This is a genomic window from Phenylobacterium sp. (assembly GCF_004799515.1).
In the GTDB taxonomy this organism is placed as follows: Bacteria; Pseudomonadota; Alphaproteobacteria; order Caulobacterales; family Caulobacteraceae; genus Phenylobacterium.
This window is the reverse complement of sequence record NZ_SSMX01000003.1, coordinates 31,297-53,902: the sequence shown is the minus strand read 5'-3', so window position 1 is coordinate 53,902 and position 22,606 is coordinate 31,297. Positions and strand designations below refer to the sequence as shown.

Here is a 22,606-nt window from a genome sequence, read left to right as displayed (position 1 = left end):
CTCGGATGATCCGGCCACGCTTTGGCATCCTCGGAACGGTCGCCTTGACGGCGGCCGTTTTCGTATCCGCCTCCGGCCGCGCCGCGCCCGACGACCCGGCCGGGCCCTACAAGCCGTTCAAGATCGCCGACCAGCTCTACTATGTCGGCGCCTCGGACTATTCCTCCTACCTGATCGTGACCAAGGCCGGGCTGATCGTCATCGACGGCGGCGACAAGCCGGTGGGCCCGCAGGTGGTGGCCAACATCAAGGCGCTGGGGTTCGATCCCAGGACCATCAAGATCCTGCTCAACACCCACGAGCATTTCGACCACGCCGCGGGCCTGGCCGAGGTGAAGCGCGCCGCAGCGCCCGACGTGAAGTTCTACGCCAGCGCCGCCGACGGGGCGATCGTGGCGGCCGGCGGTGTGGGCGATCCCTTCCTGAAGGGCGAACGCTTCACCTACGAGCCGGTGAAGCCCGACGTCATCGTCAAGGACGGCGATACGGTGAGCCTGGGCGGGATGACCCTGACCGCACACATCACCGGCGGCCACACCCCCGGCTGCACCACCTGGACCTTCCCGGTGACGGTGGCGGGCAAGACGCGGCAGGCGCTCGACCTCTGCTCGGCCTCCGTGCTGCCCGGCTACAAGCTGGGGAAGACCGAGACCTATCCCGGCCAGACCGCGGACTATGAACGTAGCTTCGCCACCTGGAAGAAGCTGCCGTGCGAGGTGTTCATCGCCAGCCACGGCCAGTTCTTCGACCTGCACGAAAAGCGGGCCAAGCTCGACGCCGGCAAGGCCGACGCCTTCGTCGATCCCGCCGGCTGCCGCGCCTTCGTCGACCGCGCCGAAGCCCACTTCCGCGACGAGCTGAAGAAGCAGAATGGGTAGCGCGGGGGCGCCTCGCACTGTGGCCCCTCACCAACGATCCGGCGCGAACGGGCGAACACGGCTCGGCTGAGCCTTGCCGCGCGCGGAGCGTGGGCTTAGGACCGGCGCCATGTCCGACACCGCGCCACGGGAGGCGTCTGCGCCGTCTCCCTGGGCGGCGCCGTCGCTGATCGCCGTCATCTTCATCAACATGCTGGGCTTCGGGATCATCGTCCCGTTGTTGCCCTTCTTCGCCAAGTCGATGCACGCGGCCGCCTGGCAGATCGCGCTGATCTTCTCGGCCTACGCCATGGGCGGCTTCTTCGGCGAGCCATTCTGGGGACGGCTGAGCGACCGCTATGGCCGCAAGCCGCTCTTGATCTCGACGATCACCGGCAACTGCCTCTGCTACCTGGCGCTGGCCTTCGCGCCCAATGTGGCGACCGCCTTCGTGATCCGCTTCCTGGGCGGGCTGATGAGCGGCAACGGGGCGGTGATCCAGGGCTACATCGCCGATGTGACCCCGCCGGAGCGCCGGGCGCGGATGTTGTCGCGCCAGGGCGCGGCCTGGAACGTCGGCATGATCGTCGGCCCGGCGGTGGGCGGCGCCTTCGCCCACACCGACATTGGTCCCGTGGGCTTCCGCACGCCGCTGTTCATCGCCTCGGCGCTCTCGGCTGTGGCGGTCACCGGCATCATCTTCTTCATCCGCGAGAGCCGGGTGCGCGACCAGTCGATCAGCCACCGGCCCAGCCGCTGGGCGGCGATCGGCGAGGCGATCCGCCATCCGGTGATCGGGCGGCTGATGCTGCTGACCTTCCTGGTGGGCTTCGCCTTCACCGGCATCGAGTCGATGTTCGGCCTGTGGGGCCAGGCGAAGTTCGGCTGGGGCCCGCGCCAGATCAGCATCTGCTTCGCCGCGGTAGGCGCGGTGGCGGCGATCACCCAGTTCTTCATCACCGGGCCGTTGTCGGAGCGCTATGGCGAAGGCCGCATGCTGGCCATCGGCATGGGGATGAACGCCCTGGGCTCGCTGATGCAGCCGTTCTCCACCGGGCTGGTGGTGACCACGGTCCTGATGTGCATCACCGCCGTCGGCCAGTCGGTGGCCTGGCCCAATGTCGGAGCGCTGATCTCACGCACCGCCGACCCGCACCGGCAGGGCCAGATCCTCGGCCTGAACAACGCCAGCGGGGCCTTCGCCCGCTTCGTGGGTCCGTTCTGCGCCAGCCAGGGGTTCGCGCTGATCAGCATCAACGCGCCCTTCATTCAGGGCGCCCTGATCGTCGCGCCGGCGATCCTGCTCGCGCTTAGCGCCGCGCGCCGGGCGCCGGCGCGCACCGTCCAGGGCCACGCCATCGAGGAGCCGGCGGAGTTCGGCGGCGGACATTGAGTATCGCCGCGCCCGCGCCGGCCCAACCCGCACCCAAAGCGACGCCCGCGGAGGAGCGGCGCTCGCTGATCGTCCTGCTCACAGTCATCTACCTGATGATCGCGGGCTTCGGCCTGGTGATCCCGCTGCTGCCCTTCTTCGCCAAGGCCTTCGACGCGCCCGCCTGGCAGGTGACGTTGCTGTTCTCGGCCTTCTCCTTCGGCCAGTTCCTGGGCGAGCCGTTCTGGGGCCGGCTCTCCGACCGGATCGGGCGCAAGCCCGTGCTGATCATCACCATCACCGCCGTGGCGCTGAGCTACGCGGCCCTGGCCTTCGCGCCGAACATCGCCGTGGCGTTCGCGATCCGCTTCCTCACCGGCGTCTTCGCCGGCAACATCTCGACTCTGCAGGGCGCCATGGCCGATATCACTCCGCCGGCCAAGCGCGCCGCGCGGATGGGGATCATGGGCGCGGCCTTTAGCGCCGGCTTCACCACCGGCCCGGCGATCGGCGGCCTCCTGGCCCAGCCCAGCCGCGGCGCCCTGGGTTTCCAGCTGCCGCTCCTGGTGGCGGCGGGCTTCGCGCTGGCCTCGGCGCTGGCGGTGGTGGTCTTCGTGCGCGAGAGCCGGCCCGATCCCGACGCCGCCCGGCCCGCGCAACGCCCGCGGATCGAGGGGCTGAGGGAGGCCTTCGCCCACACGATCATCGGCCGCATCCTGTTGATCAGCTTCATCGTGGTGGTGGGCTTCGCCGGCATCGAGGCGACCTATGGCCTCTGGACGCAGGCGCGGTTCGGCTGGGGCCCCAGGCAGATCGGCCTCGCCTTCATGGGCATCGGCCTCCTGGGCGCGGTCTGCCAGGGCTGGCTGTCGGGCCGGCTGGTGCGCCGCTATGGCGAGCCGCGCACCCTGACCGGAGGGCTGGTGTTCATGGGGCTGGGCCTGATCACCCAGTGGCTCTCACCGGTCTGGTCGGTGGCCATGGTCGGCTTCGCCCTCGTCTGCATCGGCCAGTCGATCTGCTTCCCCAACCTGATCTCCCAGGCCGCGCCGCCCGACCGGCAGGGCGAGATGCTGGGCCTGAACATGAGCGGCATGGCGCTGGCCCGGATCGGCGGGCCGGTGGCGGCCGGCGAGCTGTTCTCCGTCGTCGCGCCCGGCGCGCCCTTCGCCATGGCCGCGCTCCTGATCCTGCCGGGCCTATGGTTCGCCGGCGAGGTCCGCAAACGCGTGCATCTGATCGCCTGAAGGAGGCCGCCATGACCGACCAACCGACGCTTCGGCTCTATGGCTTCTGGCGGTCCATGGCGACCTATCGGGTGCGCGTGGCCCTGGCGCTGAAGGGCCTGGAGGCCGAGGAAATCGCCCTCGACCTCCTGGCCGGCGATCAGTTCGACCCCGGGTTCCTGGCGCTCAACCCGGAGGGCGCAGTCCCGGCCCTGGTCGTGGACGGCCAGCCCGCGCTGACCCAGTCCATGGCGATCCTGGAATATCTGGAAGAGCGGTTCCGCGAGCCGCCGCTGCTGCCGGCGGACCTGCGCGCGCGGGCCCGGGTGCGCTCGCTCTCCGCCCTCGTCGTCGCCGACACCCATCCGCTGATCGTGCCCAGGGTGCGGGCCTATCTGGCGAAGGCCGGCCTCGACGCGGCCGCGGTGAACGCCTGGTCCGCCCATTGGATCGGCCGCGGCCTGACCGCTCTGGAGACCCGGCTGGCGGCCGATCCGGCGACCGGCGCCTTCTGTCACGGCGAGATGGTCACCTTCGCCGACCTCTGCCTGGCCAGCCTGGCGGTCCCCGCCAGGACCCTGGGCGTCGAGCTGTCCCCCTATCCGACGGTGGCGCGGATCACCGCCGCCTGCGAGGACATGGACGCCTTCGCCAAGGCCCACCCGTTGCGCCAACTCGGCGCGCCAGCCCAAGCTCACTGACCCCATCCGCGCTGCTCGGATAACGCGCTTCGATGAACCTCTTGCAGCCTCCAGCACTGTGCGCTATATACTGTATGTCACACACTGTATGGCGTGGAGGCTACGGGCTTGGGCGTGGACGGCGATCTTTACGAAAGCCTCAGGATGGAGCTTCGGCGCGGCTCGTTGACGCTGGGCGTGCTCGCCCGGCTACGTGAGGAACGCTACGGTTACACCCTGCGCCAGGCCCTGGCGGCGGACGGGCTGGAGATGGAGGAAAGCACCCTCTATCCGCTGCTCCGCCGGCTCGAGACCCAGGGCCTCCTGGTCAGCGAATGGCGCGAGGAGGAGAAGCGCAAGAAGCGCTTCTACAAGCTCTCCGCCGAGGGCGAGGCGATGCTGCTGCGCCTGCTCGATGAGTGGCGGCGGATCAGCCGCTCCCTCGACAAGATCATCGAAATCTGAAGGACCCGGAGGGCGTCATGGACCTCGTGAACGAATATCTGCGCTCGGTCGCCGCCCTGCTGCCCAAGGCGCAGCGGGAGGACATCATCGCCGAGCTGCGCGACACCATCCTGACCCGTATCGAGGAACGGGAAAGCGACCTCGGCCGGCCGCTCACCGACGACGAGGTCGAGGCGGTGCTGCGCGAGGTGGGCCACCCGCTGGTCATCGCCGCCCGCTACCGCGAGGGGCCGCAGCATGTGGTGGGGCCGGCGCTCTATCCCTATTGGCTGTTCGCCCTCAAGGCCGCGATCCTGCTGCAGATCGCCGCCGCGGTCGTGGCCGTGATCGTGCGGACCGTGGTCTTCGGGAACTTCCCGCAGGTGCTGGGCCAGGCGATCGGCTCGGGCGTGGTTGGGGTCCTGGTGTCCCTCGGCGCGGTGACGGGCGCGGTCTGGATCCTGGAGCGGCGAGGCGCGCGCATCGACTACCTCGACAGATGGCGCGTGCGCGACCTGCGCCTGCTGGAGATCGCCACCTGGGACACCAGCACGCTGCGCGAATGGATCGCCGCGCGGCAGGCCCAGCACCGGCGCGACCGCCCCGAGCCCCCGCCGCAGCATCCCTTGAGGGAAACCTCGCCCGTAGCCCGCGGCCTGGCGCTGATCGTCGTCGGGACGGCGCTGATCCTCTGGTGGACCGGCGTCCTCTCCCTGGGCCTCGACCTCGGCGCCGACGATCTGCGCCGGTTCGACATCTCCCTCGGCGACCTGGGCACGGTGCGCTGGAGCGCCTTCAAGGGGGTGATCTTCTGGGCGGTCCTGGCCTATCTGGTCGCCCTCGTCGTACAGGGCGCGCTGCTGCTGGCCTGGCCCCGCGCGCGGCGGCCGCAGGGGGCGTTGCAGGCGGCGCGGGGCGCGGTGCTGCTTGGCTTCTGCGCCTGGCTCAACACCGCTTCGCCGCTCGCGGCCACGCTGGGCCTCGGCAGCTTCGGCGACTTCACCCAGCGCATGGCCATGCTGGCGCAGAGCCCGCCCGTGCCGTTGGCGCCCATCGTCACCATCTTCGTGGTCAGCCTGGCGGTGAGCGGGGTCCTTCTGCTCCTGCGCGGCCTGTGGGACTTGGCCACCGGCGGTCTGGGGCGGGAGCCTGGGCGGCCGCACGAGCTTTCCGGGTCGGCGAGGTGACGCCGTACCCGCTGGGTGTCGTGGGGAAGCATCAGGTGATGCTTCCCCACCCTAAATCTCACGGTAGATGCGAGCCTTGGCCTCCATGAGATCTATGGCCCGGTCTGTCCGAAGGACGAAGCCCAACAAGCTATGCCATAGTCGGATAGAGCTTCACCTGACCTGGGCCGATGCAGATTATCGAGAGTTCAGTGCTGGGCGTCCGATCCGCGCGACTGCGGTTTCAGCATCCCGGCGGAAAGCCATCGGTGACGCTCTTTCCCATGATCCACGTGGGTCAGCCCGAGTTCTATCGCGCCGCCTTCGACGATGCCTTCGCGCATGACCTCGTGCTGGTCGAAGGCGTGAAATCACCCATCAGCGCACGTATCACGCGTTCATATCGTTGGCTTCTCGCGTCAAAGCGGATTGACCTCAGCTTGCAACCGAAAAGTCCCGACCCTGGGACTTGCCACGCCACGATCATCCACGCGGACCTCTCAGCGGCGGAGTTTGCCGTCGAGTGGCGAAAGGTTCAGCTCTGGGTGCGTTTGGCGGTGTACTTACTTTCGCCGCTGATCGGTCTGCAGCGCCGCTGGTTCGCCACGCGTGAAACGATCGCCAAGGATCTCGCGATGGATGTTCAGCCCAGCCAGAAGGAACTCGTAGACTGGAGCCCTGAAACCGGGGCGCTGACCCACGCTATTTTAGAGTCTCGTGACGAACGGCTTGTGGATCGATTGCGCGAGCAACTGTCGGCAGAGTCGAAGACGAAGATCGCGATTGTCTATGGCGCGGCCCACATGCGGGCCGTTATCCGCGAGCTTACGGTACACCAGGGCTACATGACCGGACCATCGGATTGGCTGACGGTGTTCCACTTCTAGCCTACCTTGCGTTCCGCCCCTCTTTCGCGTATCAGCCCCTCCCTTCGGAGCGGCCTGGCCCATGGCATGCCAGGGCGGCTCATCAATACGCCAGAGGACGGAGCTTCACGGCTCCGCAGTGAAATGCCGAAACTGAAGACGAAGTCGGGCGCCAAAAAGCGCTTCAAACTGACTGCGACCGGAAAGATCAAGGCGGGTGTGGCCGGCAAGCGCCACCGCCTGCTGTCGCACAACGCCAAGTACATCCGTCAGAACCGTGGCACGAAGGTGATGAGCGCCTCCGATGCGAAGATCATCAAGATCTTCCTGCCCTACGGCCTTAGCTAAGGAGCGCTGACAGATGGCTCGCGTCAAACGGGGCGTCACCGCCCATGCCAAGCACAAGAAGGTTCTCGAGCAGGCCAAGGGCTTCTACGGGCGCCGTAAGAACACGATCCGCACGGCCAAGGCCGCGGTGGATAAGGCCGGACAGTACGCCTACCGCGACCGCAAGGTCCGCAAGCGCCAGTTCCGCTCGCTCTGGATCCAGCGGATCAACGCCGCGGCCCGGGTCGAGGGCCTGACCTACGCCCGATTTATCCACGGCCTTGACCTGGCCGGGATCGAAATGGACCGCAAGGTCCTCGCGGACATCGCGGGCAACGATCCGAGCGCCTTCAAGGCCATCGCCGACAAGGTTCGCGCCGCGCTGGCTTAAGGCTGAAGGTCGTCTCGACCGACACGCATTGAAAGCCCTCTGGCCGAACACGCCGGAGGGCTTTTTGCTGCCCTCTTCTCCGCAGGAAGACCGCAGGGTAGGACACCCACCACCATGACCGATCTGACCCAACTCGAAGCGGAGCTTTCCGCCGCCGTCGCCGCCGCGCCCGACGTGGCCGCCTTGGAAGCCGTGCGCGTGGGCGCGCTGGGCAAGGCCGGCTCGATCTCAGAGCTGCTGAAGACCCTGGGCGCCATGAGCCCGGACGAGCGCCGCGAGCGGGGGCCGCTGATCAACGGCCTGCGCGACCGTGTCGGCGCGGCCATCGCGGGGAAGAAGGCGGCGCTCGAGGCCGCCGAACTCGACGCCAAGCTGGCCGCCGAGCGCGTCGACCTGACGCTTCCGCCGCCGCCGGAACGCCGCGGCCGGGTGCATCCCACCATGCAGGTGATGGATGAGATGATCGCCATCTTCGCCGAGATGGGCTTCGGCCTGGCGGAAGGCCCCGACATTGAGGACGACTTCCACAACTTCACGGCCCTGAACTTCCCGCCCAAGCACCCGGCGCGGGAGATGCACGACACCTTCTGGCTGCCGGAAGACGCGGGCGGCGAGCGCAAGGTGCTGCGCACCCACACCAGCCCCGTGCAGATCCGCACCATGCAGCAGGGCCAGAACGACAAGCTGCCGTCCTGGATCGCCACCAGCCAGACGCCGCCGATCCGCATCGTCGTGCCGGGCCGCACCTACCGCTCGGACAGCGACGCCACCCACACGCCGATGTTCCACCAAATGGAGGGCCTGGTGATCGACCGGGCCATCCACATGGGCCACCTGAAGTGGACGCTGGAGACCTTCGTCTCGCGCTTCTTCGAGACGCCGGTGGTGGAGACCCGCTTCCGCCCGCACCACTTCCCGTTCACCGAGCCTAGCGCCGAGATGGACGTCCGCTGCGACCGCTCCGGCGGCGACGTGAAGATCGGCCAGGGCGACGACTGGATGGAGATCGTCGGCTGCGGGATGGTGCATCCCAACGTGCTGCGGAACTGCGGCCTCGATCCCGACGTCTGGCAGGGCTTCGCCTTCGGCTTCGGCATCGATCGGCTGGGGATGCTGAAGTACGGCATGCCCGACCTGCGCGACATGTTCGCCAGCGACGTCCGCTGGCTGGAGCACTACGGCTTCTCGGCCTTCGCCGCGCCGAATCCCGCCACCGGCCTGAGCTGAGGAGAGCTGAAATGAAGTTCACCCTCTCCTGGCTCAAGGAGCATCTCGCCACCGACGCCACGGCCGATCAGGTCGTGGACGCCATGACCATGGCCGGCTTGGAGGTCGAGCATGTGGAGAACCCGGCGGCGAAGCTGGCGGCCTTCTCCGTGGCCAAGGTGGTCGAGGCGGTGCAGCATCCGAACGCCGACCGCCTGCGGGTTTGCCAGGTCGACACCGTCGACGGGCGCAAGGAGATCGTCTGTGGCGCGCCCAACGCCCGGGCCGGCCTGACCACCATCTACGCCCCGCTCGGCGCTTTCGTGCCGGGCAGCGGGATCACGCTGGAGGCGCGGCCGGTGCGCGGCGTGGTCTCCAACGGCATGCTCTGCTCGGCCCGCGAGCTGGAGGTGGCCGAGGAGTCCGACGGCATCGTCGAACTGCCGGACACGCTGGCGGTCGGCACGCCGGCGGCCGAGGCCTTCGGCCTGGAGGCGGTGATCGACTTCGAGGTGACGCCCAACCGGCCCGACTGGCTGGGCGTCGCCGGCATCGCCCGCGACCTGGCCGCGGCGGGCCTGGGGACGTTGAAGGACCTGTCGGTCGCGCCTGTGCCCGGCAAGGGCCCGACGACCATCGAGATCCGGGTGGACGGCGACGCCTGCCCGGTGTTCGCCGGGCGGCTGATCAAAGGCGTGAAGAACGGCCCCTCGCCGGACTGGCTGCAGCGCAAGCTGATCTCGGTGGGTCTCCGGCCGATCAGCGCGCTCGTCGATATCACCAACCTGATGTCCTACGACCGCTGCCGGCCGCTGCACGTCTACGACGCCGGCAAGCTCACCGGCGGCTTCATCGAGGCCCGGCTCGGCCAGCCCGGCGAGACCCTGGAAGCCCTGGACGGCAAGACCTACGAAGCCGGCCCTGAGGTCTGCGTCATCGCCGACGGCTCCGGCGCGGTGGGCCTGGGCGGCGTCATGGGCGGGGAGTCGACCAAGGTCAGCGAGGCGACCACCGACGTCTTCGTGGAAAGCGCCTGGTTCGACCCGATCCGCACGGCCCAGACGGGCCGCACGCTCGGCATCACCTCCGACGCCCAGTACCGCTTCGCCCGTGGCGTCGATCCCGGCTTCGTGGTCGAGGGCCTGGAGCTGGCGACCAGGCTGATCCTGGACCTCTGCGGCGGGGAGGCCTGCGAGGTCCGCGTCGCGGGCGCCCCGCCCGCGCCGCCGGCCGCCTTCGCGTTCGACCACGCCTATGTGCGCAAGCTCTCCGGCCTGGACGTGCCCAGCGCGCGCATCGACGCCATCCTGACCGCCCTGGGCTTCGCCGTGCGCGGCGAGATGGTCACCCCGCCGACCTGGCGGCGCGACGTCGACGGCAAGGCCGACCTCGTCGAGGAAGTGGCGCGCATCGAGGGCTTCGGCGCACTGCCCGCCACGCCCCTGCCGGAAACGTCCCGCGCAGCGGGCGGTGTGCTCACCGTGCGCCAGACCCGCATGCGCAACGCCCGGCGCGCCATGGCCGCGCGTGGCTACGCCGAAGCGGTGACCTGGAGCTTCATGCGCGCCGCCTGGGCCAGGCTGTTCGGCGGCGGCGATCCGAAGCTCGTGCTGAGCAATCCGATCGCCTCGGACCTCGACTGCATGCGCCCCTCGATCCTGCCCAACCTGATCGAGGCCGCGGCCCGCAACGCCCGCCAGGGCTTCGCCGACGCGGCCCTGTTCGAGGTCGGGCCGGTGTTCGACGGCGACCAGCCGGGCGACCAGCGCACCATCGTGGCCGGCCTGACCGCGCCGCACCCCTCGCGCAGCTGGGCCGGAGCCGGCGGTGACCCGCTGTTCGCGCTGAAGGCCGACCTGATGGCCCTGCTGGACGAGATGGGCGCGCCCAATCTGCAGATCGCCCAGGGGCACGCGCCCACCTGGTGGCATCCCGGCCGCTCGGCCCGCCTGCAGCTCGGGCCCAAGGTCGTGGTCGCCGAGTTCGGCGAGCTGCACCCGGCCGTGCTCAAGGCGCTCGACGCCGAAGGCCCGATGCTGGCCTTCGAGCTCGACCTCGGCGCCATCCCCGAGCCCAAGAAGAAGCCCACCAAGACCAAGCCGGCGCTTCAGCTTTCGCCGCTGATGCCGCTGACCCGCGACTTCGCCTTCCTCGTGGATCAGGCGACGCCGGCCGGCGAGCTGGTGCGGCCCATCCTGGGCGCGGACAAGGCCCTGATCGCCGACGCCCGCGTCTTCGACGTCTACCAGGGCAAGGGCGTGCCGGAGGGCCAGAAGTCCGTCGCCGTCGAGGTCACCGTCCAGCCGACGGAAAAGACCCTGACCGACCCGGAGATCGAGGCGCTGTCGGCCCGCATCGTCGCCGCGGCGGAAAAGGCCGTGGGCGCGAAGCTGCGCTCCTGATCCCTAGAACGGGATCAGGCTGCGGCGGCGGGTGTAGGCCAGGTAGCCGACACTGGCGCCCAGGCGGAAGCCGACGCCGGCGCGGATAGGCGCGAGCGTGATCGACTCGGCGCGCTGATAGTTCACGCCCAGGCCGCCGATGAAATAGGCTGAGCCGTCGACGCCCGGGAAGCGCTGGTAGATGTCGCGCGGATCCTCCAGCGAATAGCACAGGGTGAACACCCGGCTGGCGTTGCCGCCGAAGTCCCAGCCCACCGACGGGCCCTGCCAGAAGACCTCCATCGGCTGGCGGCCCTTCATGTAGAGCAGGCCGCGGCCGTAGCGCAGGCCGACCGCGATGGCGCCGGAGCCCTCTTCGCCCGCGATATAGGCGGTGGGCCGGCCGTTGCTCTTGAAGATGCGCTCCACCGCTCCGCCAGCGGATTCGGCGGTGACGCCCAGGAAGTCGGACACGCCGTGGACGATCTCGTCCTCGGAATAGGTCTGCTGCTGCGCGGGGACCTGGCCCGAAGGGCCGGCGGTCGGATAGCTCGGGGTCGAGTTCGGCGGCGGCGGCGCCTGGGGCGGCGGCGCGTAGGCGTCGCGCGGCTGCGCCTGCGGTAGCTGTTGCTGAGCGCGCGCGGCTCCGGCGGCGCCCAGGGTGATCAAGCCCGAAACGATAAGGGTCCGACGATCCATGGGCGCAAAGTCCTCCGTAGTCCTCGAGTTTCAGCCCGGCCCAGAGTCTGAATGGAATGTGTCGGCTTAACGGTGGATTAACCGTGTTTGCGCCGCAGCGTGGCGCCTCGCGATCACACGCGAATGTGCTAGACGCAGCCGCGACATGAGCACCGCCCTCGATCACATCCGCAATTTCTCCATCGTCGCCCACATCGACCACGGCAAGTCGACCCTGTCGGACCGGCTGATCCAGGAGACAGGCGCGCTGACCCAGCGCGAGATGACCGAGCAGGTGCTCGACAACATGGAGATCGAGCGCGAGCGCGGGATCACCATCAAGGCCCAGACCGTCCGCCTGACCTACAAGGCCGACAACGGCGAGACCTACATCCTGAACCTGATGGACACGCCCGGGCACGTGGACTTCGCCTACGAGGTCAGCCGCAGCCTAGCCGCCTGCGAGGGCTCGATCCTGGTGGTGGACGCGAGCCAGGGGGTCGAGGCCCAGACCCTGGCCAACGTCTACCAGGCTATCGACAACAACCACGAGATCGTACCGGTTCTGAACAAGATCGACCTGCCGGCCGCCGAACCCGACCGGGTGCGCCAGCAGATCGAGGACGTGATCGGCCTCGACGCCTCCGACGCGGTGCTGACCTCGGCCAAGACCGGCCAGGGCATCCACGAGGTGCTGGAGGCCATCGTCCACCGCCTGCCCGCGCCGAAGGGCGACGCCGCCGCGCCGCTGAAGGCGCTGCTGGTCGACGCCTGGTACGACGCCTACCTGGGCGTGATCGTGCTGGTCCGGGTCATCGACGGGACCCTGCAGTCCGGCCAGCGCGTGAAGATGATGCAGCAGGGCTCGACGCACCTGATCGACCGCATCGGGGTCTTCAACCCCAAGCGCACCGAGGTGGAGAGCCTGGGCCCGGGCGAGATCGGCTTCATCACCGCCCAGATCAAGGAAGTGGCCCACGCCGCGGTCGGCGACACCATCACCGACGAGCGCCGCCCGGCCGCCGAGGCCCTGCCCGGCTTCCGTGAGGTGCAGCCGGTGGTCTTCTGCGGCCTGTTCCCCGTGGACGCCGCCGACTTCGAGGACCTGCGCGCCGCCATCGGGCGCCTGCGCCTGAACGACGCCTCCTTCACCTATGAGATGGAGACCAGCGCGGCCCTGGGCTTCGGCTTCCGCTGTGGGTTCCTGGGCCTCTTGCACCTGGAGATCATCCAGGAGCGCCTAAGCCGCGAGTTCGACCTCGACCTGATCGCGACCGCGCCCAGCGTGATCTACAAGATCGGCCTCACCGACGGCACGGAAGTCGAGCTGCACAATCCCGCCGACATGCCCGATCCGGTGAAGATCGCCACCATCGCCGAGCCCTGGATCAAGGCCACCATCCTGACCCCGGACGAGTACCTGGGCAGCGTCATCAAGCTCTGCCAGGACCGCCGCGGGTCGCAGCGCGAGCTCAGCTACGTCGGCTCCCGCGCGCTGGTGGTCTACGACCTGCCGCTGAACGAGGTGGTGTTCGACTTCTACGACCGTCTGAAGAGCGTCTCCAAGGGCTACGCCTCCTTCGACTACGCCATCGAGGACTATCGGGTCGGCAACCTGGTGAAGATGTCGATCCTGGTGAATTCCGAGCCGGTCGACGCGCTCTCCATGCTGGTCCACGCCGACCGCGCCGAGGCCCGCGGCCGCGGCATGGTCGAGAAGATGAAGGATCTGATCAGCCCGCACATGTTCCAGATCCCGATCCAGGCGGCGATCGGCGGCCGGATCATCGCGCGCGAGACGGTCCGCGCCCTGCGCAAGGACGTCACCGCCAAGTGCTACGGCGGCGACATGAGCCGCAAGCGCAAGCTGCTCGACAAGCAGAAGGCCGGCAAGAAGCGCATGCGCCAGTTCGGCAAGGTCGAGATCCCGCAGGAAGCGTTCATCGCAGCGCTGAAGATGGACGCGGATTAGGCGGCGCGATCCACCACAGCGCCACGACCGTCACGAACAGCGCGAGGTAGATCGCCGCGAACGCCCAGATCGGCAGGGGCCAGTAGACGGCGCGCTCCACCCAGCGCTCGATCAGCGGCGGCTCACCCTGCGCGCCGGTGAGCTGGTCCTGCCAGATCGTCAGGAAGCAGGCGCGGCCGAGCGCGGCCTGCAGGGCCACCAGGGCCCAGCTCGCCAGGTGCAGCATCCGCCACCAACGCACCCGCACCCAGCGCCAATGGAGCGCCGCGCCTAGCGGGATAGCGATAAGGCCCGCGACGTTGAAGACGATCACCGCCAGATGGGCCGCCAAGACAGCCTGGGCGAGATGGGCGGCGGCGCTGGGCGACATGCGGGCAGCCTACGCCTTTCCGGCGCCCCTGACAGGCGCACGAGCTTGACTGTCGGGCCGCCATCGTGGACATGGCTAAGGCCTGCCGAAGGGGGAAACTTTGATGCGCAAACTGATCGTTCTCGTCGCCGCCGCGTCCGCCCTGCTGGTGGCCAGCTGCAACACCGTCGCGGGCGTCGGCAAGGACGTCTCGGCCGCGGGCCACGCCGTCACCCAGACCGCCGACGACGCCAAGCACTGAGGCTTGGCTTCCTCCGGGCCGGCTGCGGCCGCGAGCCGGCCATAAACTCACAAACGCCGCGCGAAAATGTCGCCGGCTCAAGGCGCGGCGGATGGACCACGCCACCTTTTCTTATGCCGTCCTTAGGCCCATATCTCGGCCATGGCAGAGATCGCTCACCCGCTTCGGCGCTCGGTTTTCCGAGGGGTCGCCGGCCATTGCCCCGCCTGCGGCAAGGGCCCGTTGTTCTGGCGCTATCTGAAGGTCAACGGCCGTTGCGAGGCGTGCGACACCGATCTCGCCCGCTATCCAGCGGATGACGGCCCGGCCTATCTGACCATCCTCCTGGTCGGCCACCTGGTGGTGGCGCCGATGCTGTTCTTCCCCATCGTCTGGCGGTCCAACCCGCTCTACTCCCTGCCCTTCATCCTGTCGGCGCTGGCGGTGCTGACCCTGGCGGTGCTGCCGCGGGTCAAGGGCGGCTGGGTCGGGCTGATGTACGCCCTCGACGTGCGCGGCTCCGATGCAGTGCTGCACACGGCCAACGCCGCCGACTAGGCGTCCCCGAAAGCTTCCGCCCGACCCGTTACGCCGGAACCTCCACCGTGGCCGCCCGTTGGGTGAGCCGTCGCGGGGCATGGAGGAACGACGTGGGCCTAATCCTGATCATCATCCTGATCCTGCTGCTGCTGGGCGCCCTGCCGAGCTGGGGCTATTCGCGCAGCTGGGGTTACTTCCCGAGCGGCGGCCTGGGCCTGATCCTGGTGATCATCATCGTCCTGGTCCTGCTCGGCCGCATATAGCGCTGGCTTGAAATTCGCCTAGCATCACCCCGCGACGCGGGGGGATGTGATGGCGAGCGGCGAGACGACGGCGGCGGACGAAGGCGCGCTTTCTCGCATGCCGCTGGGCCGGCGCGTGAAGGCGATCTTCGGCGGCTCGGCCGGCAACCTCGTCGAGTGGTACGACTGGTTCGCCTATTCCTCGACCAGCCTCTATTTCGCCGCCCTGTTCTTCCCCAAGGGCGATGCGACCGCCCAGCAGCTGCAGACCGCCGCTGTCTTCGCCGCGGGCTTCATCGCCCGGCCGGTGGGCGCCTGGCTGATGGGGGTCTTCGCCGACCGGGCGGGACGCCGCGCGGCGCTGACCCTGTCGGTGGCGGCCATGAGCGCCGGCTCCTTCGCCATCGCCGTCCTGCCGACCTACGCCCAGATCGGGGTCTTCGCCCAGTTCGGCCTGCTGGCCGCACGGCTGGTGCAGGGCCTGTCGCTGGGCGGCGAGTACGGCGCGAGCGCCACCTACATGTCGGAGATGGCCGGCAAGGCCCGGCGCGGCTTCTGGTCGTCCTTCCAGTACACCAGCCTGATCGGCGGCCAGGTCGCGGCCCTGCTGGTGGTCGTGGTGCTGCAGCACACCCTTTCGAAGGCCGCGCTGGAGGCCTGGGGCTGGCGCACCCCCTTCGCCATCGGCGGCCTCCTGGCCATCGTGGTGTTCTGGATCCGCACGGGCCTGGACGAGACCCGGGCCTACCTCACCGAGGACGTGGACAAGGGCCGGCGCGGCCGCACCCTCGACCTGGTGCGCGAGCACCCCAAGGAAGTCGCGATCATCTTCGTGCTGACCGCGGCAGGCTCGCTCTCCTTCTATGCCTACACGACCTACATGCAGAAGTTCCTGGTCAATACGGCGCATTTCTCCAAGGACGTGGGCACGGCGGTCATCGCCGCGGTGCTCCTGACCTACATGCTGATCCAGCCGGCGGTCGGCTGGCTGTCCGACCAGGTCGGGCGGCGGACCACCATGGCGGCCGGCCTGGCGCTGGGCGGGCTCGCCACCTATCCGGTGATGAGCGCCATCGCCCACGCCCAGGCCCCGGCCGCAGCCTTCGGCCTGATCATGATCCTGGCGCTCTGCCACTCCGGCTATTCGGCGGTGAACGCGGTCCTGAAGGCCGAGTTCTTCCCGCCGCACATCCGCGCCATCGGCGTCTCCCTGCCCTATGCGCTGGCCAACGCCACCTTCGGCGGCACGGCTGAGTACGTCGCCGAGTGGCTGAAACAGGCGCACGTGGAAAGCCGGTTCTACCTCTACGTGGGCGCCGTCATGCTGGTGGGCGCGGCCACCGCCGCCCGCCTGCGCAACACCAACAAGACCAGCCTGCTCGCCGATGATTGATCTGGGTCCGCTCTATCTCAGTCCGCTGAACGCTGCGGCGCTCGGCCTGTTCGCGGTCTGCTGGCTGTTCTACCAGCCGCTGCTCGACCTGATGGGCCGGCGCGGCGGGGCGGTGATCAACACCGACCTGGCCGTGGTGCGCAGCGCCTGGATGCGCAATATGGCCAAGCGCCAGGGCCGCTTCATGGACGCCCAGCTGCTGGCCCAGACCCTGAGCTCATCGTCCTTCTTCGCCTCGTCCAACCTGATCCTGATCGCCGCCACCGCCGGCGTGCTGTTCGGCGGCCAGGCGAGCTTCCGCAACGTCTCCAGCCTGATGGTGGTCAAGACCTCCTCGCGAGTGCTGTTCGAGGCGCAGCTGGCCCTGGTGTTGGTGACCCTGGCGCGCGGCCTGCTGGACTTCATCTGGGGCATCCGCCAGCTCAACTATGTGCTCGCCGCCGTCGGGGCGACGCCGGAGGCGGCGGACGACGCCACGCACCACGCCTTCGGCGACATCGCCGGGCGCCTACTGAACCCCGCCCTGCATTCCGTGAACTCAGGCGTCCGCGGCTACTATTTCGCGCTCGCCGCCGCGGCCTGGCTGTTCGGGCCGCTGGCCTTCATCGCCGCGACCTTGGGCGCGGTGGGCCTCTTGGTCTGGCGCCAGCGCCGCTCGCCCGCCGCCTACGCCATCGCCGACCTGCGCCGGCTGCTGGAGGCCACGCCGGAAAAATAGCGCGCGAATGTCGATGGGGCCGGCCGTCGCCCGTCTCCCCGGTGACGCGACCTTCCGCGTCGGCGAAGCTTTGAGAAAGCGCAAGGGGACCGACATGCAATACATGCTGCTGATCTACGAACCGGCCGGGGCCTACGAGGGGCCGGCCGGCGAGGCCCTGCTGGCCGATATCGTGAGCGGACACCTGGCCCTGGCCGACGAACTGCGCGCCAAGGGCGTCCAGAAGGCGGGCGCGGGCCTGCGCGGCGTCGAGACCGCCCGGACCGTCACCATGCGCAGCGGCCGCAGGTCGGTCCACGACGGCCCGTTCGCCGAAACCCGCGAGGAGCTGGGCGGCTTCTACCTGATCGAGGCGGCCTCGGACGACGAGGCGCTGGAGATCGCCCAGCGCGTCCCGATGCCCGAGGGCGGCAAGGTCGAGGTGCGCGCGCTGATCGTCCACTAGGGGCGTGCGGAATGCGCGGCGGCCTGTCGAATCCGCGGCGGGCCGCGCGTCTCTTCGGTGACGCGGCCCTTCGCGTCGGCCAAGCTGGCCCCAACGGAGACCTTTCGCCATGCAATACCTGCTGATCATCTATTCCGACGAGACCATCTGGGCCCCGGACACCAGGACCGATCCGGCCGTCCTGCAGGAGATCAGCGCCAGCCACATGCGCCTGGCCGCCGAGATGCAGGAGAAGGGCGCCATGGTCGGCGGCAACCGGCTGAAGCCCACCGAGACCGCCACCACCGTGCGCACCCAGGGCGGCGTGCAGAGCCTGCACGACGGCCCCTACGCCGAGACCCGCGAACAGCTGGCCGGCTACTACCTGGTGGAGGCGCCGGACCTGGACGCCGCCATCGGCTGGGCCAAGAAGATCCCCGGCGGCCCGAACTACGCCGTCGAAGTCCGCCCGATCCACACGATGTGATCCCATGAGTGGGGACGCCGAGCGCATCCTGGACGAGGCGGTGCGGCGCGCGGGCGACCGCATCCGCGCCGCGCTCGCCATGCGCTTCCGCGACCTCGACCGGGCCGAGGAGGCTTTCGCCTTCGCGAGCCTGCGGGCCGTGGAGACCTGGAGCCGCGACGGGCCGCCGCGCGACCCCGCCGCCTGGCTCTACGCGGTGGGCCGCAGGCGAGCCTTCGACCTTGGCCGGCGCGCGACGGTGCGCCAGGCTGCGGTGTTCGACGTTCCCGAGCCCGAGCCCGATCCGGAGACCCTCCTGATGGCGGCGTTCGAGCCGATCCCGGACGAGCGGCTGCGGCTGATCTTCGTCTGTTGCCATCCGGCGCTGGCGCCCGAGGCGCGGATCGCGCTGACGCTGCGCACCCTCTGCGGTCTGTCGGTGGCGCGGATCGCCCGGGCGTGGCTGACCAGCGAGAGCGCCATGCTGCAGCGGCTGACCCGGGCCAAGCGCAAGATCCGCCAGGCGGCGATCCGCTTCGAGATCCCCGAGCCCGACAGTTGGGGAGAGCGTCTGGAGGCGGTGCTGACGACGCTCGAGATCGCCTACGCCCAGGCCTATGAGGACGCCGCTGGCGCCGCGGACGCCGCCGACATGGCGGGCGAGGCCCTGCGCCTCACCGGCCTGCTGGCCGACCTGCTGCCGCAGGAGCCGGAGGTGCTGGGCCTGGCCGCCTTGGTCCGGCTCACCGAGGCGCGGCGGCCTGCGCGGCTGGACGACGGCGGCGCCATGATCCCGCTGTCGGAGCAGGACGTGGGCGTCTGGGACCGCCGCCTGATCGGCGAGGCCGCCGCCCTGATGCGCCGCGCCGCCACGCTGGGCCGCAGCGGCCCCTACCAGCTGATGGCGGCGATCCACGCCACCCACGCCGCGCGGATGGAGACCGGCGTCACCGCCTGGGGCGACGTGGTGGCGCTCTACGACGTGCTGCTCATGGTGCGGCCCTCGGCGGTGGCGCAGGTGAACCGCGCCGTGGCCCTGGGCGAGGCGGTCGGGCCGGAGGCGGGCCTGGCCGCGCTCGCCGAGGTGGCCGGGATCGCCGATGCGGAGCGCCTCGCCGGCTGGCTGCCCTACCAGGCCGCCCGCGCCGGCCTCTACGGCAAGGCCGGCCGCGACGCCGAAGCCGCCGAGGCCCTGCGCGCGGCCCTCAAGCTGCATCCGGCGCCCGCCGAGCGCCTGTTCCTGGCCCGGCGGCTGGGCGCGCTTTCCCACTGAGCCTTTCCCACGGAGCTTCCCAAGCGGGCCGGCGCTTGGAATAAGGCTCCTCGATGGACGCCGAGACCTCGCTCGCCACCGCCCCGTTCCGCGACCCGCGCTATGCGCCGCGCCGGCTGGAGATCGAACGCCGCGCGGGCGGCGAGATCGTGCTGGGCAACCCCACGCCCTATTCCACCCGCTTCCAGACGATGACCGCGGCCCTGGCGCACTGGGGCCACGCCGCGCCGTCCCGCGTCTGGCTGGCCGAGCGTTCCGGCGAAGGCTGGCGCACAATGACCTTCGCCGAGGCCCACGAGCAGGTCCGCGCCATCGCCGGGGCCTTGCGCGCCCGCGGCCTCACCAGCGACCGGCCGCTGCTGATCCTGGCGCACAACGGCATCGAGCACGCGCTGATCGCCTACGCGGCCATGAGTCAGGGCATGCCCGTGGCGCCGGTCTCGCCGCAGTACGGCCTGAAGGGTGCGAACCTCGAACGGCTGGCCCGCGCCTGCGAGGTGCTGCGGCCGGCGGCGGTCTACACCGAGGATCCCGGCCGGTTCGCCGACGGCCTGGCCGCGCCCGCCCTGGCCGGCCTGCCGGTGGTGGCCTCCGGCGCCGCGCGTCCCGGCGACATCGCCTTCGCTGAGCTCCTGGCCGGTCCCGCCGCCGAGGCCACGGCGACGCCTGGGGACCACGCCAAGTACCTGCTGACCTCCGGCTCCACGGGCCATCCCAAGGCGGTGATCTGCAGCCACGCCAACGTCAGCCTGAACTCGGCGCAGATCGACGCCTGCTATGACGATCCCGACCCGCCGGTGATGGTGAATTCCGCGCCCTGGAGCCACAGCCTGGGCGCCAACTCCATCCTGCACATGAGCCTGCACCGGGGCGGGACGCTCTACATCGACCACGGCCAGCCCACCGCCCACCGCTTCGGCGAGACGGTGCGCAACCTGCGCGAGGTCTCGCCCACCTATCACAACATGGTGCCGGCCGGCTGGATGCTGTTCGTCGACGAGCTGGAGGCCGACCCGGCGCTGGCGCGGCGGTTCTTCGAGCGCGTGCGGGTGCTGCAGTACGGCGGCGCGGCGCTGGGGCAGGCGGTGGCCGACCGCATCCAGGCCGTGGCCCTCCGCACGGTCGGCGAGAAGATCAGCTTCGCCTCCGGCTATGGCGCCACCGAAACCGGCCCCACGGCCTGCAACGTCCATTGGCCGAACGGGCGCATGGGCCTGATCGGCCTGCCGGTGCCGGGGACCTCGGTGCGGCTGGTCCCCATGGCCGGCAAGCTCGACTTCCGGGTGAAGGGGCCGCAGATCACCCGCGGCTACCTGGGCCTTCCCGAGCGTTCGGCGGAGGCCTTCGACGACGAGGGCTTCTACATCCTGGGCGACGCCGCGCGCTTCGTGGAGCCGGACGATCCCGCCCAGGGCATGGTGTTCGACGGGCGGCTGTCGGAGAACTTCAAGCTGGCCAGCGGCACCTTCGTGGGCGTCGGCGACCTGCGCATCGGCGCGGTCTCGGCGATCGGCGGGGCGGTGACCGACGCGGTGGTCTGCGGCGAGGGCCAGGAGGCCGTGGGCCTGCTGCTCTATCCGAACCCGCGCCTGCCGGCCGGCGACGTCGCCGCCGCGGCCCGCCAGGGGCTGGAGGCGTTCAACGGCCGGGCCCGCGGCTCCGGCGGACGGGTGGCCCGCGCGCTGGTCCTGCCCGACGCGCCGGACCCGGTCAGCGGCGAGATCACCGACAAGGGCTACATCGCCCAGGCGCTGGCGCGCCAGCGGCGGGCGGACGCCATCCAGCGCCTGTTCGCCGATCCACCTCCTCCAGACGTGATGGTGTTTCCATGAACGGCGCCGACGCCCTGCTCTCGACCCTGGTCGCCAATGAGGTGACCGCCTGCTTCGCCAACCCCGGCACCAGCGAGATGCAGTTCGTCGCCGCCCTGGACCGCAGTCCGAAGATGCGCCCGGTGCTCTGCCTGTTCGAGGGCGTGGCGACCGGGGCGGCGGACGGCTATGGCCGCATCGCCGGCGGGCCGGCCTGCACCCTGCTGCACCTGGGCCCGGGCTACGGCAACGGCCTGGCCAACCTGCACAATGCGCGCCGCGCCTTCACCCCGATCGTCAATGTGATCGGCGACCACGCCACCTATCACCGCCAGTACGACGCGCCGCTGAACTCCGACATCCCGGCGATCGTCGCGCCCAACTCGCTGTGGGTGAAGTCCGCCGACAGCCCCGACGCCGTGGCCGGCCTGGCCGCCGAGGCGGTCGCCGCCAGCTTCGGCCCGCCGGGCGGCCCGGTCAGCCTGATCCTGCCGGCGGACTCCGCCTGGCTGGAGACCGAGGGCCGGCCGGTGATCGCCCAGAAGCCGGTGCGTCCCGCGCCCTCGGGCGACGCGGTCGAGGCCGCCGCCCGCGCGATCCGCGCCGCCAAGAAGCCGGTCGTCCTGATCGGCGGCCAGGCCTGCCTCGCCGAGGGCCTGGCCGAGGCGGCGCGCCTGCAGGCCGCCGAGGTCACCGTCTACAGCGACACCTTCATCGCCCGCACTTCGCGCGGCGCCGGCGTCTTCGCGCCCAAGCGGATGCAGTACTTCGGCGAGATGGCCCTGGCCGAGCTGGAGGGCGTCGACCTGATGGTCTTCGTGGGCACGACCCTGCCCGTCGCCTTCTTCGCCTATCCGAACCGGCCCAGCGTGCTCGCGCCCGAGGGCTGCGAGACCCTGACCCTGGCGGCGCGGTCGGAGGACGCCATCGTGGGCCTGACCGCCCTGGCCGACGCCCTGAACGCGCCCACCCATGGCCCGGTCCAGCCGCTGAAGCTGCCTGACGCCGCGCAGGCCGGGAAGCTCAACGCCTATGCGGCCGGCGCCGCCATTGCCCGCCACATGCCGGAAGACGCGATCGTCTGCGACGACTCGGTCACCTCCGGCGCGGGCGTCGCCGCCGCCGCGGCCACGGCGCGGCCGCACGAGGTGCTGGCGCTGACCGGCGGGGCGATCGGGGCGGGCCTGCCGCTGGCCATCGGCGCCGCGGTGGCCGCGCCCGACCGCAAGGTGATCTCGCTGAACGGCGACGGGGCGGCGATGTACACGATCCAGTCGCTCTGGACGATGGCGCGCGAGAGCCTCGACGTGACCGTCGTGGTGTTCGCCAACTACACCTACCGCATCCTCAATGTGGAGATGCAGCGGACCGGCGCCGGCGAGGCCGGACCCTCGGCGAAGAAGCTGCTGGACCTCGGCGATCCCCGCACCGACTTCGTCGCGCTGGCCCAGGGCATGGGCGTGCCGGCGGTCCGCTGCGAGACCGCCGAAGCCTTCGAGGCCGCCTTCGCCGCCGCCATGGCCCAGACCGGCCCGACCTTCATCGAGGCGGTGATCTAGCCGGACATGAAGAGGCCCGCGGGG

24 protein-coding genes are annotated in these 22,606 nt (G+C 70.2%); 22 read left to right on the top strand and 2 right to left on the bottom strand.

Features of this window, described 5'->3' with window-relative positions:
• Positions 1-5: 5 nt before the first annotated feature.
• The 11 genes from bla (at position 6) to pheT (ending at position 10,937) form a co-directional block, all read left to right on the top strand.
• A complete protein-coding gene (gene bla / locus E8A49_RS01005) occupies positions 6-878 on the top strand; it encodes a subclass B3 metallo-beta-lactamase (RefSeq protein WP_293375422.1) in 873 nt (290 codons plus the stop codon).
• Between the two features lie 109 nt (positions 879-987).
• Positions 988-2,250: an MFS transporter gene (locus E8A49_RS01000; RefSeq protein WP_293375420.1), complete on the top strand. Its 1,263-nt coding sequence runs from the start codon at positions 988-990 to the stop codon at positions 2,248-2,250.
• On the top strand, positions 2,247-3,476 hold the full coding sequence (locus E8A49_RS00995) for an MFS transporter (RefSeq protein WP_366928771.1): 1,230 nt from the start codon (positions 2,247-2,249) through the stop codon (positions 3,474-3,476). Before E8A49_RS01000 ends, E8A49_RS00995 begins: the two co-directional genes overlap by 4 nt.
• Positions 3,477-3,487: 11 nt before the next feature.
• On the top strand, positions 3,488-4,156 hold the full coding sequence (gene maiA, locus E8A49_RS00990; RefSeq protein WP_293375418.1) for a maleylacetoacetate isomerase: 669 nt from the start codon (positions 3,488-3,490) through the stop codon (positions 4,154-4,156).
• A 108-nt stretch (positions 4,157-4,264) separates the two neighbouring features.
• Positions 4,265-4,600 (top strand): helix-turn-helix transcriptional regulator, encoded by a 336-nt coding sequence (locus E8A49_RS00985; protein WP_293375416.1) that lies wholly within the window; start codon positions 4,265-4,267, stop codon positions 4,598-4,600.
• 17 nt (positions 4,601-4,617) lie between these two features.
• Positions 4,618-5,766: a hypothetical protein gene (locus tag E8A49_RS00980; protein ID WP_293375414.1), complete on the top strand. Its 1,149-nt coding sequence runs from the start codon at positions 4,618-4,620 to the stop codon at positions 5,764-5,766.
• Positions 5,767-5,936: 170 nt separating this feature from the next.
• The gene (locus E8A49_RS00975) at positions 5,937-6,632 is read left to right on the top strand and encodes a hypothetical protein (RefSeq protein ID WP_293375412.1); all 696 of its coding nucleotides are present in this window, start codon (positions 5,937-5,939) and stop codon (positions 6,630-6,632) included.
• Positions 6,633-6,755: 123 nt separating this feature from the next.
• Entirely contained in the window at positions 6,756-6,959 is a 204-nt protein-coding gene (rpmI, locus tag E8A49_RS00970) for a 50S ribosomal protein L35 (protein WP_293375785.1), read from the top strand.
• A gap of 13 nt (positions 6,960-6,972) precedes the next feature.
• On the top strand, positions 6,973-7,329 hold the full coding sequence (rplT, locus tag E8A49_RS00965) for a 50S ribosomal protein L20 (RefSeq protein ID WP_293375410.1): 357 nt from the start codon (positions 6,973-6,975) through the stop codon (positions 7,327-7,329).
• A 114-nt stretch (positions 7,330-7,443) separates the two neighbouring features.
• Positions 7,444-8,556 (top strand): phenylalanine--tRNA ligase subunit alpha, encoded by a 1,113-nt coding sequence (pheS, locus tag E8A49_RS00960; RefSeq protein WP_293375408.1) that lies wholly within the window; start codon positions 7,444-7,446, stop codon positions 8,554-8,556.
• An 11-nt stretch (positions 8,557-8,567) separates the two neighbouring features.
• A complete protein-coding gene (pheT, locus tag E8A49_RS00955; RefSeq protein ID WP_293375406.1) occupies positions 8,568-10,937 on the top strand; it encodes a phenylalanine--tRNA ligase subunit beta in 2,370 nt (789 codons plus the stop codon).
• Between the two features lie 3 nt (positions 10,938-10,940).
• On the opposite strand, the gene E8A49_RS00950 is transcribed toward pheT, so the two are convergent.
• Positions 10,941-11,615, bottom strand: coding sequence for a DUF1134 domain-containing protein (locus E8A49_RS00950; protein ID WP_293375404.1), 675 nt, complete (start codon positions 11,613-11,615; stop codon positions 10,941-10,943).
• A gap of 145 nt (positions 11,616-11,760) precedes the next feature.
• Here E8A49_RS00950 and lepA point away from each other — a divergent pair, with 145 nt between their 5' ends.
• A complete protein-coding gene (gene lepA, locus E8A49_RS00945; protein WP_293375402.1) occupies positions 11,761-13,566 on the top strand; it encodes a translation elongation factor 4 in 1,806 nt (601 codons plus the stop codon).
• Here lepA and E8A49_RS00940 read toward each other — a convergent pair.
• The gene (locus E8A49_RS00940) at positions 13,535-13,936 is read right to left on the bottom strand and encodes a DUF2784 domain-containing protein (RefSeq protein WP_293375400.1); all 402 of its coding nucleotides are present in this window, start codon (positions 13,934-13,936) and stop codon (positions 13,535-13,537) included. The two genes, lepA and E8A49_RS00940, sit on opposite strands and share 32 nt — an antisense overlap.
• Positions 13,937-14,039: 103 nt before the next feature.
• Between E8A49_RS00940 and E8A49_RS00935 the strand changes: the two genes are divergently transcribed.
• From E8A49_RS00935 to E8A49_RS00890, 10 genes are all read left to right on the top strand, one after another.
• Positions 14,040-14,177, top strand: a complete 138-nt coding sequence (locus E8A49_RS00935; RefSeq protein ID WP_293375398.1) for an entericidin A/B family lipoprotein — start codon at positions 14,040-14,042, stop codon at positions 14,175-14,177.
• A gap of 222 nt (positions 14,178-14,399) precedes the next feature.
• A complete protein-coding gene (locus E8A49_RS00930) occupies positions 14,400-14,714 on the top strand; it encodes a DUF983 domain-containing protein (protein WP_366928770.1) in 315 nt (104 codons plus the stop codon).
• A 92-nt stretch (positions 14,715-14,806) separates the two neighbouring features.
• Positions 14,807-14,959 carry a DUF3309 family protein gene (locus E8A49_RS00925; protein WP_293375394.1) on the top strand — a complete coding sequence of 51 codons (153 nt, stop codon included), beginning with the start codon at positions 14,807-14,809 and terminating at the stop codon, positions 14,957-14,959.
• A 49-nt stretch (positions 14,960-15,008) separates the two neighbouring features.
• The gene (locus E8A49_RS00920) at positions 15,009-16,331 is read left to right on the top strand and encodes an MFS transporter (protein WP_293375392.1); all 1,323 of its coding nucleotides are present in this window, start codon (positions 15,009-15,011) and stop codon (positions 16,329-16,331) included.
• Complete coding sequence (locus E8A49_RS00915) at positions 16,324-17,049, top strand: DUF599 family protein (protein WP_293375390.1); 726 nt, start codon at positions 16,324-16,326, stop codon at positions 17,047-17,049. Before E8A49_RS00920 ends, E8A49_RS00915 begins: the two co-directional genes overlap by 8 nt.
• Positions 17,050-17,143: 94 nt before the next feature.
• Positions 17,144-17,494 (top strand): YciI family protein, encoded by a 351-nt coding sequence (locus E8A49_RS00910; protein ID WP_293375388.1) that lies wholly within the window; start codon positions 17,144-17,146, stop codon positions 17,492-17,494.
• Positions 17,495-17,603: 109 nt separating this feature from the next.
• Positions 17,604-17,960 (top strand): YciI family protein, encoded by a 357-nt coding sequence (locus tag E8A49_RS00905; protein WP_293375386.1) that lies wholly within the window; start codon positions 17,604-17,606, stop codon positions 17,958-17,960.
• A gap of 4 nt (positions 17,961-17,964) precedes the next feature.
• A complete protein-coding gene (locus tag E8A49_RS00900; RefSeq protein ID WP_293375384.1) occupies positions 17,965-19,212 on the top strand; it encodes a DUF6596 domain-containing protein in 1,248 nt (415 codons plus the stop codon).
• A gap of 53 nt (positions 19,213-19,265) precedes the next feature.
• Positions 19,266-21,044, top strand: a complete 1,779-nt coding sequence (locus E8A49_RS00895; protein WP_293375382.1) for a feruloyl-CoA synthase — start codon at positions 19,266-19,268, stop codon at positions 21,042-21,044.
• On the top strand, positions 21,041-22,582 hold the full coding sequence (locus tag E8A49_RS00890) for an acetolactate synthase large subunit (RefSeq protein ID WP_293375380.1): 1,542 nt from the start codon (positions 21,041-21,043) through the stop codon (positions 22,580-22,582). The genes E8A49_RS00895 and E8A49_RS00890 overlap by 4 nt, the downstream gene beginning before the upstream one ends.
• The last annotated feature ends 24 nt before the right edge of the window (positions 22,583-22,606 follow it).